Source organism: Labrenzia sp. THAF35 (assembly GCF_009363595.1).
In the GTDB taxonomy this organism is placed as follows: domain Bacteria; phylum Pseudomonadota; class Alphaproteobacteria; order Rhizobiales; family Stappiaceae; genus Roseibium; species Roseibium algicola.
Map to the genome: position 1 here is coordinate 2,333,152 of NZ_CP045380.1, position 17,063 is coordinate 2,350,214.

The following is a 17,063-nucleotide window of genomic DNA, read 5'->3' on the forward strand; positions in this document are numbered from 1 at the left end:
CTTTGCTCATGCTGATGTCTGGATTCCGGATCAGCATGAGCAAAGCTGCATTTGTCCGGAATGACGGGGGAACGGAAAAAAGCAGCGAAGCTTCCGCCACGCTGCCCGTTGTCGAAAGGAGGCGTTGGCCTTACCCGCCGAAGATCTCGGAGAACTTCATCTTGTCGGCCTGGTCCTGTTCCAGGGCCTTGGCCGGATCGAAATCCATGAGCTTGATCTGGTCGCGCGCGGGAAAGCCTTCCGGAGCCGGGACGCCCGGGTGTGCCGGCAGGTAGCCCTGGGATGCGGCAAGCTTCTGACCGTCTTCGGAAATCAGGAAGTCGACAAATGCCTTGGCGGCATCCGGGTTCTGGGCAGTGGAGAGGATCGCAACCGGCTCGGTGACGGCGGAGACGCCTTCTTCCGGGAAGACGAACTCAACCGGTGCGCCTTTTACCTTTTCGCGGATCGGCAGGAAGTCGACGACGAAGCCGTAGAGTTTCTCGCCACCGGCAATCGCCTTGTAGACGCCGCCATTACCGCCCTGCGGGTTGGCGCCCTGGTCTGCGAGGCCTTCGTAATAGGCCCAGCCAAGCTCCGGGTTGGAGGTCAGCGCAGTCATGTGGATGGTCGCGGCGCCGGAGGTCAGCGGCGACGGCATGGCCAGCTTGTCCTTTGCTTCCGGCTTCAGGAGATCCTTGTAGGACGTCGGCTTCATCGGCGCGTTGGTGTTGTACATGATGCCGGTGGTGATCAGCTTGGTGGAGAAGTAGCTCTTGTCCTTGTCCATGATCGCCGGATCGTAGGCGGAAACGTCGGCCGCCTCATGCGCCATAAGACGACCTTCCTGCTTCAGGCTCTCCATGGTCACCATGTCGGCGATCAGCAGTACGTCCGGCTTCGGCGCACCGGCTTCGAATTCGGCCAGCAGCTTCGCCATGATCTTGGTGGTGCCGTCACGGACCCACTCGACCTCAACGCCCGGATGCGCCGCGGTGAAGGCATCGACGGTTGCCTGGGCGTCGGCGTTCGGCTGGGAGGTGTAGAGCACGAGCTTGCCGGTAACATCTTCGGCGTAAGCGGAGGCGGATGCCGCGGCCAGGAGGCCGGCTGCGATCAGAAGCTTTTTCATGTGACAGATCCTTTGCACAGAGCAGCAAAAGGGTTGCGGATGAAAATCGCCTATCAGCTCTACATGACAGTTTTATTCAGGCAGCGGGTATTTTTACGGGTAATTTTGCCGGCTAATTTTATTTTATGGGAGGCGTTTGCGGCAGCCGGCATCTCCTTTGGAGACGCCGGTGCCCGGTTGTTTTCGTGGTCAGACGTAACTTACGCAGGTGCCTTCCGAAACAAGATCCAGTCCTTGCGTCTTGCCGGCAAGCGCAGTCGGCAGGCTGGTGACGGGTTCAAGATAAAGCGCGTAAGTGGAGTGATGGATCGGCAGCACCTTGCCAGGCCGGAGCTTATCCACGAAATCGGCGGCATGATTAGCGCCCATGCTGATCTGCCCGAGAGGTCCTGAAGTGCCGACGCCGCCAAGATGTGGAATGAACACGTCCGGCGATCCGAAATCCTTGAGCGCGTCGAGGACATTTGGCGTCGGGAAGGTATCACCGGTCCAATAGACAGACTTTGCCCAATCGCCCTGGCGGATCTCCAGCCAGTAGCCGTTACCTGGGCCAAGCAGCGAGGCAATCTCCGGGTTTTCCGAGTGTTCGGCAGGTAGTGTGGTCAGCGAGAGCGTGACGTCGCCCTTGGTGATCACGTGAGGTTTCATCCAGTCGGCCACCTGAACCTGCGTGAACCCCTTTGCGGTCAATCGCTCCCGGTCATGAGAGGGAACGAGGAATGGCATGTCCGGGGCAATTGCACTTTCCGCCGTCTGGTCGAAATGATCTTCATGCAGGTGGGACAGCAGGACTTGATCCACCCTGGAAAGATCGACACCGCGAAACGGGGTCAGCCGTTTGTGGGCCACCACGTCGGGTCCCGTGGCGAGATCGAACATCTCGTTGGGGTCACCCATGCGGAAAGCTTCCTCACCTTCGCCGAAGGCCGGATCGGTGAGGAGGGTGAGGTCGCCGCATTCGATCAGCATGGTCGCACCGCCGAGCCAGGTGACGTCGAGCCGGGGAGAACCTGTTGCGGTTCTTGCGGGAGCGGACGAAACACCGGTCAAGATTGCCGGAACAGCCAGCGACATGGTGCCGGCTGACTTCAGAAAACTGCGCCGTTTCATGGGAATACCTCTTGGGACCTTTGATGGTCCGTTGTAGGTAGACCGTAGATATTGTTCGGTGTAGCTGTATAAAAATGAACAGTCTGGCTGAAAATATCGCGCAATGACAACGTTGGCACATCTGGAAACCTTTGTTGAAGTGGCCGGTCTTGGCAGTTTCGCTGCTGCCGCCCGGCAGCTCGACTTGCCGAGGTCGACAGTGACGGCTCGTATCAAGGCACTGGAGGAAGAGCTTGGCGTCGCCCTGTTCCAGCGCACGACCAGGCAGGTGCGCTTGACGATGGAAGGCGAGGCCTACCGGGAAAAGGTGCAGCCGGCCTTGCGGGATCTGGAGGAGGCCGGAGAACAGCTGAAATCGGCGCAGGCACCGCAGGGGATGGTGCGTGTGTCCGTCCCGGTCGACCTGCCGCTGGATGTTCTGGCAGAGGCGATGGCCAGCTTCAATTTGCGATATCCGGAAGTCCGGATCGAAGTGCATGTCAGCGATCGCCCCGTTGATCTGACCGGCGAGCGGTTCGACTTCGCCCTCCGCGGCAACCGGGTTGCATCGGAAAGTGTCATCGTCCGCAAGATCGCCTCCAGTTTCCTTGTTCTTGTCGCCCGGCCGGAGCTCATGGAAAAGGCCTTGTTCGACGAGCTGTTGACGTCAGGACGGGTGATCGATCCCGCCGAAGTGCTGGAGGAAGCGGGGCAAGGAGGAGGCGCCCCTGTTTACAGGACGCGGAACCTGCAGCTTGCGCTGGCCCTGGTGCTGAATGGCGGTGTGGCGGGTATCTTGCCGAAATCGATGTGTGCCGAATTCCTGGCGGATGGACGGTTGGCCGAGGCTGCGTGTCCGGTCGATCTGCCGGAGCTGCCGCTCTTTGCGGTCCTGCCGTCACGACGGTTCATCCCCAAGCGCGTTCGCCTGCTGGTGGATCATCTGGCAAGTGCTTTCGGCTGATCGGATTTTACACGGTCTTGCCCCAACCAGACATTGCCGTTGGGCAGCTTGTCGGCTATCACCGCCCCACCAGACATTAATCGATTTATGAAAGGCATGTTCATGAGCTCAAACGGCGCGGCCGCGGAAATCGGCCTGATCGGTCTCGGTACCATGGGTGGCAACCTTGCGCTCAATATTGCCGAACATGGCTTTCAGATCGCGGTGTTCAACCGGACCACGGAGAAGACCGACCAATTCATGGCGAAGGCCGGGGAACTCGCGCCGAAACTGGTTCCGACCAAGACGCTGGAAGACTTCGTTGCATCCATCAAGACCCCGCGCGCGGTGATCCTGATGGTTCCGGCCGGTGAAGCGGTCGATGCACAGATCGAGGCTCTGCGGCCGCTGCTCGATGCAGGCGATCTCATCATCGATGCGGGCAATGCCAATTACCACGACACGAACCGCCGCGCGGCGGAAGCTGCCGAAAAAGGCCCTCGCTTCATGGGGATCGGTGTTTCCGGTGGCGAGGAAGGCGCACGCTTCGGTCCGTCCATCATGGGCGGTGGTGCGAAGGACGCCTGGGATCAGGTCGGCCATATTCTGGAAGCGATTTCCGCCAAACACGAAGAAACGCCCTGCGCGGCCTTTCTGGGTGAAGCGGGCGCGGGTCATCTGGTCAAGACCGTCCACAACGGCATCGAATATGCCGACATGCAGATGATTGCCGAGGTCTACGGCGTCATGCGCGACGGTTTCGGCATGTCGGCTTCAGAGATCGGGGATGTCTTCGAGAAGTGGAATGGCGGCATCCTGCAGTCCTACCTGATCGAGATTTCCGGCAAGGTTGCCAAGACGGCGGATCCGGACACCGGCAAACCGATGCTCGACATCATCCTGGACAAGGCCGGCCAGAAAGGCACCGGTCGCTGGACGGCCATCGAGGCGCTGATGCTGGGCACCCCGGCAAGCGCCATCGAGGCGGCCGTTGCCGTGCGCAACATGTCCGCGCGGTATGAGGAGCGCAAGGAAGGGGAAGCCGAATTTGGCGCGGCTCCGAGCGGCATGGACCGCGAGGCCGTGACGATCGATGCGCTGGAAGCAGCTCTCGTTGCCGGCAAGATCATCTGTTATGCGCAAGGCTTCGGTCTGATCCTGGAAGCGGCCAAACAATATGGCTGGGCAATGCCCCTGCCGGAAATCGCCAAGATCTGGCGTAACGGCTGCATCATTCGCTCGTCCATGCTGAACGACATGTCGTCCGCACTGTCCGACGACGCCGAACGCAACCTGATGCTGGCGCCGTTCTTCTCGGCAAAGCTGAAGGAAACCGAAGCGATGCTTCGCCAGGTCGTTGCCCAGTCCGCGCTGCATGGTTTGCCGGTACCGGCCCTTTCGGCGGCGCTGTCCTATTTCGACATCATGCGCACAGGGCGTTCCACCGCAAACATGCTTCAGGGCCAGCGCGATTTCTTCGGCGCGCATGGCTTTGAACGCACCGACAAGGACGGCGGCGGCTACCACGGCCCCTGGGCGATGGGCTGAGGCCAAAAAGATCAGACGCTCAGGCTTTCGCCTGGGCGTCATTGCGGCTTGGCGTGCGCCCTGCGAAGCACTTGTCCGCAATGACGGCGCACGGATATGCGCCGCCTAGCAGTGCCGTCCTGGTGGTTACTGCGCCAGTCCAAGTGCCGCCATGTTGGCAATTGACGCCGGCAGGCCGGAATGGTCGCGCAGTTCGATGATCAGACGGGGATCAGTCTCGAGCTTGGAAAGCGCGCCGAACACGGAGTGCCAGTTGATGGTGCCCTGCCCAAGCGTCCAGTGGCGGTCGGCGTATCCATCCGCGTCCTGCAGGTGGATATGGCGCAGACGATTGCCGGCGGCCCTGACGTAGTAATCGACCGGCGGGGCGCCAGTCGTGACATGAGCATAGTGAGCGTGTCCGGTATCGATAGAGACTTTCACCGCCTGTGAACCGAAGCTCTCGGCAAGCTCTATCCGGGCATAAGGGTCCTTGTCTTCGATGTTCTCGATGACGAGTTCGCAGCCGATCTCTTCTGCCCGCTTGACTGCGTCGCTCATGGTCAGGTGACAGAGCTCTATCTTGCGCTGCCGGGCATTTTCATAATTGTCGAGGTTGTTGAAGTCCCAGGTCGTATAGGGGCTGTGCACGACCATGTGGGTGCCGCCCAGTGCCTCGCAGACTTCCAGCCCCTGCAACAGGCGCTTGCGTACGATCTCGCGGACATCCACGTCCATGCTGTCGACGGTGAAGCCGAAGAAGGGGCCGTGAATGCCGACACGGCCCTGATGGCCGTCCAGCAGTTTTTGGGCCTTCTCGACAATCGGTTTCCAGTCACCGTTCAGCACTTCGGCTGGCCAAAAGTCCTGAAGTTCCAGATCCCGCGGTTTGTCCAGCATCAGATTGCGATGGGTTTCCAGCGCGTCGACTGTCAGCGCGGCACCAAGAATTGGGAGGTCGGTCATGAAACACCTTTGAAGGAGACGAAACGGTTGTCGCCTGATTAGAGGCTGATCCTTGACACTATTGCGACGGAAAGCGGATCAAATTTCAGTATCCACGTTCCCGGTCGACGGCTGGAGGAATCGTATCGTCTTCAAAATACCGGCCGATGTTGTCTGCCACGATCCTGGACGCTGTGCTGATGATGGTCGGGGCGGATATGTGCGGCAGCACCGTGACCTTGTCATGATCCCACAGCGGACTTGACGGTGGCAGGGGCTCTTCATCGAAGACGTCGAGAACGGCATGGCCGAGCGGCCCGTTGTCGAGTTTGTTGATGAGAGCGGCAGTGTCGATAATAGGGCCTCGGGCGAAGTTGATGATCGCAGCGCCCTTCTTGCAGGCACTCAATTCGTCCTGGCCGATCAGGCCGCGTGTTTCATCCGTCAGCGGCATCAGCAGGACGATGAAATCCGACTGGCCAAGCACCTCCAGAAGGCCTTCGCGGCCATGCCGGCAGGCTATGCCTTCAATTGATTTTTCGGTACGGCTCCAGCCGAGCACGTTGAAGCCGTTGGCTTTCATCCGCAAGGCGGCCGCTGCGCCGAGCTTGCCAAGACCCAGAACACCAACCGTGCGTTCCTGTGGACGTTCGAGTACATGGTCCTGCCAGACCTTCTGCCGCTGCTGGGCAATGTATCGGGGCATGCCCCTGTGCAGGTAAAGCGTCCAGGCAAGAACCGCTTCCGACATGGTTTCCGCCATTTGCGGATCCGTCAGGCGGACGATCTTCGGACCGTTTGCGGGAAGCTCACCCATCAGGCGCTCCACCCCGGCCCACAGGCTTTGTACCCAGACCAGATTGGGAAGTGCCGCCACATTGGCGGGGTCGGGATTGGCGACAATGGCAACGCGCGCTTCGGATCGTTGGTCCTCCGTCAGGTCTTCGAACGGCTTGACGTCGGCGATGCCGTCGAGAGCTTTCGGCAGTGCCTCGCGCCAGCTCTGGCGCTCATCAGGGCTTGCAGAGGAAACAAAGGGAACGACGGGCCTCATGCGGCGAAAACCCCGGCTTCATCGGCAAAGCCCTTGATTTCGATTGGGTTGCCGGAAGGGTCCTTGAAAAACATGGTGCTCTGCTCGCCGGGTTGGCCCTCGAACCGGACGGTCGGGGCGATGACGAAGGCGAGGTTAGCGTCTGTCAGTTTTTGCGCAAGCGTCTTCCAGGTCTCCATGTCCAGCACCACGCCCAGGTGCGGCATCGGCACCATGTGATCACCGACCTTGCCGGTGTTGGTCGTCTCGAAAGGCTTGCCGAGATGGAGAGACACCTGATGGCCGAAGAAGTTGAAGTCGACCCAGGTCTGCGTGCTGCGGCCCTCCTTGCAGCCAAGCAGGCCGCCGTAGAACGCGCGGGCTTCGTCCAGATTGGTTACGTGATAGGCAAGGTGAAAACAGGGTTGCATCGCTCGGCTCCTTTGAAAACGGATGTTGAGTAGCAGATCCGATTCAAAACATTTAAGATCTTTTTCTGCTTCTGAGCGAAGGGAAATGTTTTGGACACCCGATTTCTTGAAAGCCTGTTGGCCGTTGCCGAAACCGGATCCATTGCTGCGGCTGCGCGGCAGCAGGGGCTCACGGCCGCTGCCGTCAGCCAGCGTATTCGTGTGCTGGAAGCCGAATTGGGGGCAACGCTTCTCAACCGAACGGCACACGCAGCCCTGCCGACCGAAACCTGTTTCCGGCTGTTGCCCGCAGCACGTCGCCTTGTGCGGGACGCGGAGCAGCTGACAAACCGCATAGATGCTGATGGGTTAAGCGGTCCATTTCGGCTTGGGGCGGTATCGACGGCCCTTTCGGACAACGTGCCCGCGGTCATCCAGCAGTTCCGGCAAAAGGCGCCTCAGGCGGTGCTGACCGTTCGGCCCGGCACGTCGGCCGATCTTTACGAAGGATTGCGCAGCGGGGCGTTGGACGCGGCCATTACGGTTGCCGCCCCATTTGAATTGCCCAAGGACATCATCTGCAGAACACTGGAGGCTCAGGCTATCGTTCATGCCTTGCCGCCCGAACGCGATCTATCCAAAACCGAGGCCGGAAAACTGCCCTGGATTGTCTATGACAGGCAATCGTGGGGCGGCCGCAAACTCTGGGCGGATTTTGGCGCGTTGGTTGGCGAAGAACACATCCTGTGTGAGCTCGATGCTCCGGAAACGATCGCGCAGATGGTGTCTCAGGGAGCAGGACAGGCGATTTTGCCCGTCTGGCAAGGGTTGCGGATGCATGGTCCGGAAATGACCTTGAAAGATCTTCAGGGCGGCGCCGGACGCGAAATGGTTTTCTTGCGAAAGCACACTTGTGCCGCACCGGTACTTGCCGACCTCGTGCACAAGGTGTTGCGCGATCAGGTCATCAGTACACATGGTTAAACTCGGCACTTACTGGTTGATCTTATTGAGTTTAAACACCTTTTAAGGGTGAAAAGAATCACTGTCATAGTAAGAAAATTATGTGTCATGACGAATACCGGCACTAAAATGTCGTTTGCAGGCATGTTCACGAAATTTGACGTATGAATGGTATGAGAATTGCGACTATACTGTTGTGCTAGGAGCCTCTTAATGCAATTGTATTGGTCGTTGGGCCTGAGCTCGGTACAAATACCGAGTATGACCTTCTTCTCAAGTAGAGACGGCGGTCAGGCTTATTTCGAGCAAGAACAACGTATATGCGTCAAATGAAGGCTGAATTAATAAGATTTAATCTAGAGGCCTTCACGGCTCAATTCTGTTCTCAACTCGTTATTCTTTTCCATTGGACGCGCAGGGAGGTGATTGCTTTCACGGAAGCTTTCGCGCGCCGCGCCCAATTCAATCTCAAGCAAACAGACTGCACAGGAGCATCCTCATGAAGAAGTTGTTTGTCTCGGTCGCCGCGACCGCTCTTATCGGCATGGCCTCGTCCGCCATGGCAGAAGAGTGCGGCACGGTCACCGTTGCGGAAATGAACTGGGCGTCGGCAGGCGCTATCGCGCAGATCGACAAGATCATTCTGGAAAATGGTTACGGCTGCGACGTCGAACTGGTCACAGGCGACACGATGCCAACCTTCACCTCCATGAGCTCCAAAGGGAAGCCGGACATGGCGCCGGAACTCTGGATCAACGCCGTGCGCGAGCCTCTTGACAAGGAAGTTGCCGAAGGCTCCCTGATCATTGGCGGTGAAATCCTGAACGAAGGCGGTGTCGAAGGCTTCTGGGTTCCGACCTATATCGCCGAAGAGCATAATATTTACACAGTGAAGGACGCTCTTGCGCATCCGGAACTGTTCCCTGGCGCGGAAGACGAAAGCAAGGGTGCCTTCTTCACGTGTCCGACCGGCTGGAACTGCCGCATCACAACCGGAAACCTGTTCCGTGCCTTCGGCTTCGACAAGGGCGGTTTCGAACTGGTTGATCCGGGTTCTGCTGCCGGTCTCGATGGCTCACTCGCAAAAGCCAACGAGCGCAAGGAAGGCTGGCTCGGTTACTATTGGGCACCGACCGCAATCCTCGGCAAGTACGACATGACCCTGCTCGACTTCGAAGTCCCGCATGACAAGGAAGAGTGGGACACCTGCACCGTGATCGAGGACTGCCCGGAGCCTAAGCCGAACTCCTGGGTGAAGTCTGAAGTCTTTACCGTCGTCACCGACGACTTTGCCAACAAGGCAGGCCCGGCCATGGAGTACATCAAAGGCCGCACCTGGGATAACCGGACGGCCGGCAAGGTTCTTGCCTGGATGACCGACAACCAGGCGACCAATGAAGATGGTGCCTACTACTTCCTCGAAAACTTCGAGGATGTCTGGACCAAGTGGGTTAGCCCGGAAACGGCCGAAAAGGTCAAGTCGGCACTCTGAGCCGGCAATAAGTAGAAGGGCCGCCCCAGCAGGTGCGGCCCTTTCCATATGGGGCAAAAAGAATACCATCAGGATTGGTTAGATGGATTGGATTGAATTTCCCTCGTTAAGCAGGGGTACGTTGCGAGACATTCGCGTGACGATCGACGGCACCGTTGACACTTTTCTGGGGGCCTATGGCGAAGCGATCGAACACGCTTTCGATCCCCTGAAAGATTTTCTCATCTGGCTGGAAGACCTACTGATTTCGTCACCTTGGCCAATTGTGCTGGCTGTTCTTCTCAGCATCGTCTTCCTGATGAGCCGGAACTACAAGATCGTTGCCGGATCACTCTTTTCACTCATCCTGATCGGTGTATTCGGTATGTGGGAAGACACCATGCGGACCATCGCCATGGTCACGGTCTGTACCATGTTGGCTATTCTTTTGGGAATCCCGCTTGGCATTTTGATGTCGCGCTCGGAACGGGTTCAAGGCTGGATCAACCCCATTTTGGACCTGATGCAGACGATGCCGAGCTTCGTCTACCTCATTCCGGTCGTGATGATTTTCGGAATTGGTAAAGTTGCCGGCCTGATCGCGATCGTTGTGTATGCTATCCCGCCGACTATCCGATTGACGAACCTTGGAATCCGCCTTGTCGATCAGGATGTCCTTGAGGCTGCCGATGCGTTTGGATCCAGCCCATGGCAAAAGCTAGTCAATGTTCAGTTGCCCTTGGCGCTACCAACCATCATGGCGGGGATCAACCAGACAATCATGATGGCACTGGCCATGGTTGTTGTCGCGGCCCTGATCGGGGTCAAAGGGCTTGGGCAGCCTGTCCTGAACGCTATCGCAAACCAGTATTTCTTCATGGGGGTTCAGAACGGTCTAGCGATTGTCGCGATCGCTATCATATTCGACCGGGCAACACAGGCATATGGAAAACGCCTTCAAAAACATTCGGAGGTGCTTCATGGCTGAGGCAACGGGTATCGAGATCAAGAATCTCTACAAGATCTTCGGATCGAACGGCAAGGAGATGGTCAAGAAGGTCAAGGACGGCATATCCAAGTCCGAGTTGAACGAGAAATTCAACCATGTGCTTGGCCTCAACGACATCAACATCTCCATGCCGGGTGGCAAGATCCAGGTAGTGATGGGCCTTTCCGGCTCGGGCAAATCCACCTTGATCCGCCATATCAACCGGTTGATCGACCCGACCGATGGCGAAGTGCTTTATGGCAACGATGATGTCTGCAAGATGTCTCAGGCAGAGCTTCGGGAATTCCGCCGCCACAAGACGGCGATGGTGTTCCAGAAGTTCGCGCTGCTGCCACACCGCACGGTGATGAAGAACGCCATCTATGGTCTGGAAATCCAGGGTGTGCCGGTCAAGGAAGCTGAAGAGCGTGCGGCCCGCTGGATTGCCCGCGTCGGGCTGGAAGGGTTCGAGAACCACTATCCCAACCAGCTGTCCGGCGGCATGCAGCAGCGTGTGGGGCTTGCGCGCGCACTCACCAACGATGCTGACATTCTGCTGATGGACGAGGCGTTCTCGGCGCTCGATCCGCTTATCCGCATGGACATGCAGACCGTGCTTCTCGACCTTCAGGAAGAGCTGCACAAGACCATCGTCTTCATCACCCACGATCTGGACGAGGCGCTGCGCCTTGGCGACAGGATCGCGATCCTGCGCGACGGGGCAGTGGTGCAGCAGGGGACCGGTCAGGAAATCGTTCTGAAGCCTGCGGACGCCTACATTGCCGACTTCGTCAAGGAAGTGAACCGTGGCCGGGTGATCCTGGTCGATACGGTCATGGATACGTCCCGGACGTTGGAAAACGGACCGACGATTTCCAGCGGCATCCTGCTGGAAGAAGCGGCCCGGACCTTTGCCGACACGGGCGAGGGCGAGGCTAACATCGTCAACAGCGATGGCCGTCCGATCGGCGTGCTCAACGTGCATGACACGATCTATGCGATGGTGACGCCGGCAACCCACTGAGCCAATGAAGTGTGAAAACGTCAAAACCCCGGAGTTCGCTCCGGGGTTTTTTGTATCCTGGGCGGCGACCTCCACTCTTTCTCGGAAGAAGCCTGGGTGTACCTGCAAGAAGAAAAAGCCCCGGAGTGTTTCCGGGGCTTCAGGATTTCCGGAAAACTCGACTTCAGCGCTCTGTGAAGATCGTTCGTGCCGCACGTGTTACAGGGTGCAGCAGGTAAAGGAGGATCGATTTCGATCCGGTGACCACTTGGGCGTTGACCTGCATGCCAGGGCGGATCGGCCGTTCGTGTGAACCGGCGCCGATGACCTGGCCGGGAAAGGCGAGGGTTGCCTTGAAGTAGTATTCGCCGAATTCGTCCTGGAAACTCGAGGCGGAAATGGTCTCCACTTCCGCGGCCACGGTTCCATAGATGTTCGGGTCGTAGCTGGTGATCGTGATGTCGGCCCTGTCGCCGATGTTGATATGGCCGACGTCCTTCGGATTGACCTTCACCTCGGCAACGAGGTTTTCGGACAGGGGGACGATCTCGGCAATCAGATCGCCGGGATTGACGACCGCACCACGACCGGTCGGGCCAAGGCTCTTGACGTAACCTGCCACCGGCGCCTTCACGAACAGGCGGTCCTGCCGGTCTTTCAGTTTGGCGATTTCCTGTTTCAGTTCGTCGCGCTCCTGGGCAATCCTAGCGCGCTCGTCGGCGACATCCCGGTTCACTTCGGCGCCGGCCTGACTGAGGCTGGCCTGGGCTTCGGTCAGCATTTCACGGGCCTGTGCGAGATTGCCGAACAGCTGTTCCAGTGTGACCTGCGACCGCTGAAAATCCCCCTTGGCCTCCAGGAAGCGGCGACGCGACGTGTAGCCGTCTTTCAGCAAACCTTCCTGGATCTGGAATTTTTCCTTTTCCAGTTCGACCTGTGATTTTTGAAGTTCGACCTGTGCCTCCAGGCTGACCACTTCGGCACGCCTCTGGGCGACACGCGCGGTGTAGGCTTCCTGTTCGTCGGCAACCGCCTTGCGGTTGGCGGTCAAGGCAGCCCGTTGCTGGGTGCTCAGGCCATCCACCGACGGGTCCAGGCGCAGGCCAACTGTGTTGGCATCGCTGTATTCCTGTGCAAGCAGACGGCGTTCCTCAAGTTCCAGATAGCTGAGACGGCTTTGAATGCGGGCGAGTTCCGTGGTCGTATCCTGTTTTTCCAGGTGGGCGAGTGGGTCTCCCGCCTGTACCAGCTGGCCTTCCTCAACAAGGATCTCCGAGACGATGCCGCCTTCCAGGTGCTCCACTTTCAAAATCTGGCCGGCAGGCGCTATCTCCCCGATCGTGTTGGCCACTTCCCGGATCTGGCCGATGGCAGCCCACAGCAACAGGAAGCCGGTCGCGATGGTCAGTCCCATGAGGAGGCGTGAATAAAAGGCTGGGGGCACGCCGTCTTCCAATTCCAGCGGAAGGCCGACGCGGCCGTAGACCGCCTTGCGGAGTGTGTCGGGATCGTCTTTTGCTGCCATTGGAAAGTCCTCGGCGGTTGTCTTGCGGCGGGCTGGCGATGGCCCCTTACGTTATTTCGATTGCTGCTTGAGCACGTCTTCAAGGATGTCCTTCGGGGCTCCGGCCATCGCCACCATGCCGTTCTGCATGTAGACGAGGTTGTCTGCCATGCGCATGTGGCTGGGGCGGTAGGTCGTGATGACGACGGTCGACTTGCCGCGAACCTGGTCGATCTTCTTCATCAGGAACTTGTCGCCTTCGAAATCCAGATTGCCGGCAGGGTTGTCTAGCAGATAGATCGGGGCAGGGCGCATGAAGGCCCTGGCCAGCAGCAGGCGCTGTTTGACGTTGTCCGGCAGCACTTCGATCAGCTGGCCGGTCAACCGGGTCTCCACACCCTGGGGCAGAAGCTCGCCATAGGCGTTGAGGCCGAATTCCTCGAAGGCCTTGCGAACCTGATCGTTGTCCGCCTGCGGATTGGCCATGCGGAAGTTCTGCGCAATCGTACCGTAGAAGAAATCGTGGTGTTCCGGTGCGTAGCCGATGGAGTTGCGCCATTCGCCCGGGTCGAGCTGGCGGATGTCGAGATCGTCGACAAGGACAGCGCCCATCTGGGGTCGATAAAGCCCGAGCACGGCCCGCACCAGCGAGGTCTTGCCGCAACCGCTCGGGCCGGTGATCGCGGTTACGGATCCCTGCTCCATCTGAAGCGAAAAATTGCGCAAGGCTGGTTCCTGGCGGGAAGGATAGCGCAGCACGACGTTGGAAAAGCGGATCGTGCCCTGGAACTGGCGGTGCAGGCTCGGCAGCCTGCCGGGCTGGCGTTCCATTTCGATTTTCAGAAGGCTGTTGATCCGTTCGATCGTCTGCTGGGCCTGGCCCAGTTGCGATACGCTGAGAAAGGCCTGATGCATCGGGCTGAGCGCACGCCAGGAAAGGGCCATGACGGCAATGAGCGCGCCTTGAGAAAGGTCCTGGTTCATGACCAGAACGGCTCCGAAACCGAGGACACCGATGCCGCACAGGGTCATGAACATCTGCGAGACCACTTGCATGACCTGCGACAGTTGCCTCGTCTTCAGGTTCTTCAGCGCAAAGTCCGCGGAAATCGCCCGGTATTTCTCGACCCAGATGTCGTCGGCAGACAGCTCCCGGATGGCCTTTCGCTTCGACAGGATCTCCACAGTGATGTTCTGCATGCGCGATTTTGCATCGCCGGCCTGATTGATTGCCTGTTTCATGCGCGGAACGATGAGCATGGCCGACAGGACATAGAGCACCAGCAGCCCAGCCGGCAGCAGTGCCAGCGGCCCGCCAATGAAGCCGAGAACCATGACGAAAATTACCGAGAAGGGAAGGTCGATCAACGCATTGGCGAGATTGCCGTGAAAGACGTCCCGCACGCCGTCGAACTGCTTCAGACGGGTGATTTGTGCTCCGATGGGGGCAGACGAAATCAGGGGGAGCGGCAGATGCAGGAAATGGCGGAAGGTGGTGTTGGCGACCACCGCGTCGAGCCTGGCGCCCAGGTAGGCCTGGAGATGCGATTTGGTGCCTCTGACCATCCAGTCCATGATCAGCACAAGCGCAATGCCGATCAGCAGTGTGACCAGCACGGAAACGGATTTGGCGCCGATAGCCTTGTCGTAAACGCTCATGACAAAGAGAGGCAGACCGAGAGCCAGGATGTTCGACAGCAGGCCGACGGTCATGATCGACAGCACCGTGCCCCGGAACTGATGGAACAGGCGGGAGGACCAGTGCTGAAAACCGGCGCTTTCGGTGCTGTCATCCGGCTCGATCACGAAGATCTCGGCATCCTTGAGTTCGCTGAAGGCAATGGCGACCGTGCGATGAGCCTCGCCGCTGTAGGCCTGGAACCGGCCGTCGCTTGTGCGCCCTAGGCCGACCAGCAGATTGTCTCCGTGTTTCACCAGGCAGGGAAACTGTTCCGCGGTCAGCTGCTTTGCGGATCGGCCGGTCGGAGTGACCCGAAAATTCAGCCGGGTCAGCACGGCGCGAAGGTCGAAGATGCCCTTTATGCCTTCAAGGTGAGGCAGGGCTTCGAAGAGATGGCGTTCCATGCCATCCCAGCCGAGGGCTTCCAGCAGGGGCAGCAAACAGGCCTCTGCCGGAGACGCGCGGTCGATCGTACTGCCTGAATGCTGCTGGACACGGGTTTCCAGGTTCATCCGGCTCTCTGCCGGGTTCAGGTTCTGAAAGATCGAATCCGCGTTTTCAAAAGCCGCCAGGGACATGTTCAGCTCCTAAGCCTGCTTTTTGGTGTCGGCAGGCTCGCGCCGCCGCAATTTGTATCGAGGGGTGTTCGGCGTGTCCGGCAAGGCGCTAATCCGGCCGTGCTCCATCAGAAACTGCTTGTCGGCAATGGCGCGGAAAGAAGGGCGGTGGCTGACGATCAACGTCGTCAACTGGCCTTTGAGCCGCTTCAACGCTTCAACGAGCTGGGCTTCGCTCTTGTGGTCGAGAGCGCCGTTGGCATCGTTGAGGATAAGGATCTTCGGTTCGCCCGCGAGTGCGCGCGCAATGGCGATGCGCTGTACCATGCTGTCAGTGAGGTTTTCCTCGATCGCGTTGCCGAGCATTGTGTCGTAGCCCAACGGCAGCAGGTGAATGTCCTTTTCAAGGCCGATCAGGTCCGCCGCCAATCGGGCTTTTTGCGGGCTCGCGCGAGATCCGAAGAGAGTCAGGTTCTGCAGGATTGTGCCGGCGAACATCTGGGCGTCGTTGCTGACGTAGGCGATGTGCCGGCACAGATACCGGTGGTCGACACCGTAAAGATCCTGTCCGTCTATCATGACCTTGCCGGAGGTCGGTTCGATATCACCGGAAATCAGGCGAGCAAGCGTCGTTCGGCCGCTGCCGTCGCTGCCCTCAAAGGCAACGGTTTCTCCGGCATTGATCGTCAGGCTCAGATTCTGGACAGGCACGATCGCATCGCTGCGCGCGGCGAAGCTGGCATTTTGCAGCTTGATGTTGCCGACAATTGTCAGGTTCCTGTTTCCTGATCGCTCTTCCTTTGGCAAATCGAACAGGGCGCGCGCTTCGCGGAAATCATGTTTGACCCGCTGCATGTCCGTCCAGTGGTTGATGCCGCGCAGCAGGGGCTGCACGACCTGACCTGCCAGCAGGGTGCAGGCCGCAACCGCCCCGACACTGATGAACCCGGACATGACCATGAGGGCCCCGGCCGACACCACGCAGACCGTTGTGAGGACGGTGAAGAACCCGGAGGAATTCCGTGCCCGGTTGGTGAGATCGATATAGTCGTAGCCAAGGCGAGAATTTTGCGTCTGCAGGCGTTCAAACCTTCGCAGGATGACGGGCTCGAAGGCCATGGCCTTGATGGTGTTGAGACCGGACAGGACCTCGAAGATGAAATCGTATTTACGCTGATCCTGCTCTGCGCGTTTTTCAATCAGGCTGTCGATCCTTGTATTCAAGGCCGCGGTTCTCAGGGCAAACAAGGCCAGGAGAACAAGCGGCACGAAGCCGATCGGCCCCCCGATAAGAAACAGGACGGCAAGAAAGAGGAGGCTGGCGGGAAGGTCGATTGCCAGGAGGCGGGCCTGACCACCGTAATGGTCGCCCATTGCCTGCAGTGAGCGCAGCGAGTCCAGGTGTTTGGTGACTGTCGCCTCAGAGTTGATGTCCGCTCTGGAGTGCAGAAGACGTCTGGCTGCTTCGACGTTGGCCTGGTGGGTGAAAGAGGCTGCAAGCCAGCCCGTCAGATACGACCGTGTCGTTTTCAGAACGGCATCGATCACCAGAACGAAACCCAGTCCTGCGATCAGGATGACGAGCGTGTCGGTCGACTTGTTCGGCAGAATCCGGTCATAGACCTGCAAGATGGTCAGTGGCATCGCCAGACCGAGGATATTGATCAGGATGGAAGCGGTTACCACTGAGCGCGGGAGTTTCGGTGTTGATACTTTTTCTCCGGTTTCGGAGGAAAAAAACTCCATTTGCGGCAGTTTGATACTGGAAAAAGTATCAGTGATAAAAGATGCCATAGTAAGCGCCTCCTTGAATACATTAAGGCGCGTAATTGTTTCAA

General features: G+C 58.7%; 14 protein-coding genes. 6 read left to right on the forward strand and 8 right to left on the reverse strand.

The annotated features are described in order from the left end of the window. Positions 1 to 130: 130 nt before the first annotated feature. On the reverse strand, positions 131 to 1,111 hold the full coding sequence (locus FIU93_RS10715; RefSeq protein ID WP_077291800.1) for an ABC transporter substrate-binding protein: 981 nt from the start codon (positions 1,109 to 1,111) through the stop codon (positions 131 to 133). Between the two features lie 189 nt (positions 1,112 to 1,300). After that, complete coding sequence (locus tag FIU93_RS10720; protein WP_152505552.1) at positions 1,301 to 2,221, reverse strand: MBL fold metallo-hydrolase; 921 nt, start codon at positions 2,219 to 2,221, stop codon at positions 1,301 to 1,303. A 103-nt stretch (positions 2,222 to 2,324) separates the two neighbouring features. Between FIU93_RS10720 and FIU93_RS10725 the strand changes: the two genes are divergently transcribed. Next, entirely contained in the window at positions 2,325 to 3,164 is an 840-nt protein-coding gene (locus FIU93_RS10725; protein WP_152505553.1) for a LysR family transcriptional regulator, read from the forward strand. 102 nt (positions 3,165 to 3,266) lie between these two features. Further along, positions 3,267 to 4,691: an NADP-dependent phosphogluconate dehydrogenase gene (gndA, locus tag FIU93_RS10730; protein WP_208997645.1), complete on the forward strand. Its 1,425-nt coding sequence runs from the start codon at positions 3,267 to 3,269 to the stop codon at positions 4,689 to 4,691. A 126-nt stretch (positions 4,692 to 4,817) separates the two neighbouring features. Here the strand turns inward: gndA and FIU93_RS10735 are convergent, their stop codons facing one another. The 3 genes from FIU93_RS10735 to FIU93_RS10745 all read right to left on the reverse strand — a co-directional run bounded on the left by FIU93_RS10735 (position 4,818) and on the right by FIU93_RS10745 (position 7,079). Next, complete coding sequence (locus FIU93_RS10735) at positions 4,818 to 5,636, reverse strand: sugar phosphate isomerase/epimerase family protein (RefSeq protein WP_152505554.1); 819 nt, start codon at positions 5,634 to 5,636, stop codon at positions 4,818 to 4,820. Between the two features lie 85 nt (positions 5,637 to 5,721). Further along, positions 5,722 to 6,669 (reverse strand): glyoxylate/hydroxypyruvate reductase A, encoded by a 948-nt coding sequence (locus tag FIU93_RS10740; RefSeq protein WP_152505555.1) that lies wholly within the window; start codon positions 6,667 to 6,669, stop codon positions 5,722 to 5,724. Further along, the gene (locus FIU93_RS10745) at positions 6,666 to 7,079 is read right to left on the reverse strand and encodes a VOC family protein (protein WP_152505556.1); all 414 of its coding nucleotides are present in this window, start codon (positions 7,077 to 7,079) and stop codon (positions 6,666 to 6,668) included. The genes FIU93_RS10740 and FIU93_RS10745 overlap by 4 nt, the downstream gene beginning before the upstream one ends. Before the next feature lie 90 nt (positions 7,080 to 7,169). On the opposite strand from FIU93_RS10745, the gene FIU93_RS10750 reads away from it, so the two are divergent. The 4 genes from FIU93_RS10750 to FIU93_RS10765 all read left to right on the forward strand — a co-directional run bounded on the left by FIU93_RS10750 (position 7,170) and on the right by FIU93_RS10765 (position 11,504). Continuing rightward, on the forward strand, positions 7,170 to 8,042 hold the full coding sequence (locus FIU93_RS10750; protein WP_152505557.1) for a LysR family transcriptional regulator: 873 nt from the start codon (positions 7,170 to 7,172) through the stop codon (positions 8,040 to 8,042). A gap of 478 nt (positions 8,043 to 8,520) precedes the next feature. Then, a complete protein-coding gene (locus FIU93_RS10755) occupies positions 8,521 to 9,513 on the forward strand; it encodes an ABC transporter substrate-binding protein (protein ID WP_055661242.1) in 993 nt (330 codons plus the stop codon). A gap of 82 nt (positions 9,514 to 9,595) precedes the next feature. Continuing rightward, complete coding sequence (locus FIU93_RS10760; protein WP_152505558.1) at positions 9,596 to 10,480, forward strand: proline/glycine betaine ABC transporter permease; 885 nt, start codon at positions 9,596 to 9,598, stop codon at positions 10,478 to 10,480. Next, positions 10,473 to 11,504: a glycine betaine/L-proline ABC transporter ATP-binding protein gene (locus FIU93_RS10765; RefSeq protein ID WP_055661244.1), complete on the forward strand. Its 1,032-nt coding sequence runs from the start codon at positions 10,473 to 10,475 to the stop codon at positions 11,502 to 11,504. Before FIU93_RS10760 ends, FIU93_RS10765 begins: the two co-directional genes overlap by 8 nt. 163 nt (positions 11,505 to 11,667) lie before the next feature. Here FIU93_RS10765 and FIU93_RS10770 read toward each other — a convergent pair whose 3' ends face one another. From FIU93_RS10770 to FIU93_RS10780, 3 genes are read right to left on the reverse strand one after another with little or no spacing between them, the layout of a single operon-like run. Further along, complete coding sequence (locus tag FIU93_RS10770) at positions 11,668 to 13,008, reverse strand: HlyD family type I secretion periplasmic adaptor subunit (RefSeq protein WP_055661245.1); 1,341 nt, start codon at positions 13,006 to 13,008, stop codon at positions 11,668 to 11,670. Between the two features lie 51 nt (positions 13,009 to 13,059). Continuing rightward, positions 13,060 to 15,246 (reverse strand): ATP-binding cassette domain-containing protein, encoded by a 2,187-nt coding sequence (locus tag FIU93_RS10775; protein ID WP_152505559.1) that lies wholly within the window; start codon positions 15,244 to 15,246, stop codon positions 13,060 to 13,062. 9 nt (positions 15,247 to 15,255) lie between these two features. Then, complete coding sequence (locus tag FIU93_RS10780) at positions 15,256 to 17,019, reverse strand: ATP-binding cassette domain-containing protein (RefSeq protein WP_152505560.1); 1,764 nt, start codon at positions 17,017 to 17,019, stop codon at positions 15,256 to 15,258. Positions 17,020 to 17,063 lie beyond the last annotated feature (44 nt).

What these genes read in the sequence shown, in the direction of transcription:
- FIU93_RS10715 (WP_077291800.1), bottom strand. Translation starts at nt 1,111, where the DNA reads ATGAAAAAGCTTCTGATCGCAGCCGGCCTCCTGGCCGCGGCATCCGCC.
- FIU93_RS10720 (WP_152505552.1), bottom strand. Translation starts at nt 2,221, where the DNA reads ATGAAACGGCGCAGTTTTCTGAAGTCAGCCGGCACCATGTCGCTGGCT.
- FIU93_RS10725 (WP_152505553.1), top strand. Translation starts at nt 2,325, where the DNA reads ATGACAACGTTGGCACATCTGGAAACCTTTGTTGAAGTGGCCGGTCTT.
- gndA (WP_208997645.1), top strand. Translation starts at nt 3,267, where the DNA reads ATGAGCTCAAACGGCGCGGCCGCGGAAATCGGCCTGATCGGTCTCGGT.
- FIU93_RS10735 (WP_152505554.1), bottom strand. Translation starts at nt 5,636, where the DNA reads ATGACCGACCTCCCAATTCTTGGTGCCGCGCTGACAGTCGACGCGCTG.
- FIU93_RS10740 (WP_152505555.1), bottom strand. Translation starts at nt 6,669, where the DNA reads ATGAGGCCCGTCGTTCCCTTTGTTTCCTCTGCAAGCCCTGATGAGCGC.
- FIU93_RS10745 (WP_152505556.1), bottom strand. Translation starts at nt 7,079, where the DNA reads ATGCAACCCTGTTTTCACCTTGCCTATCACGTAACCAATCTGGACGAA.
- FIU93_RS10755 (WP_055661242.1), top strand. Translation starts at nt 8,521, where the DNA reads ATGAAGAAGTTGTTTGTCTCGGTCGCCGCGACCGCTCTTATCGGCATG.
- FIU93_RS10760 (WP_152505558.1), top strand. Translation starts at nt 9,596, where the DNA reads ATGGATTGGATTGAATTTCCCTCGTTAAGCAGGGGTACGTTGCGAGAC.
- FIU93_RS10765 (WP_055661244.1), top strand. Translation starts at nt 10,473, where the DNA reads ATGGCTGAGGCAACGGGTATCGAGATCAAGAATCTCTACAAGATCTTC.
- FIU93_RS10770 (WP_055661245.1), bottom strand. Translation starts at nt 13,008, where the DNA reads ATGGCAGCAAAAGACGATCCCGACACACTCCGCAAGGCGGTCTACGGC.
- FIU93_RS10775 (WP_152505559.1), bottom strand. Translation starts at nt 15,246, where the DNA reads ATGTCCCTGGCGGCTTTTGAAAACGCGGATTCGATCTTTCAGAACCTG.
- FIU93_RS10780 (WP_152505560.1), bottom strand. Translation starts at nt 17,019, where the DNA reads ATGGCATCTTTTATCACTGATACTTTTTCCAGTATCAAACTGCCGCAA.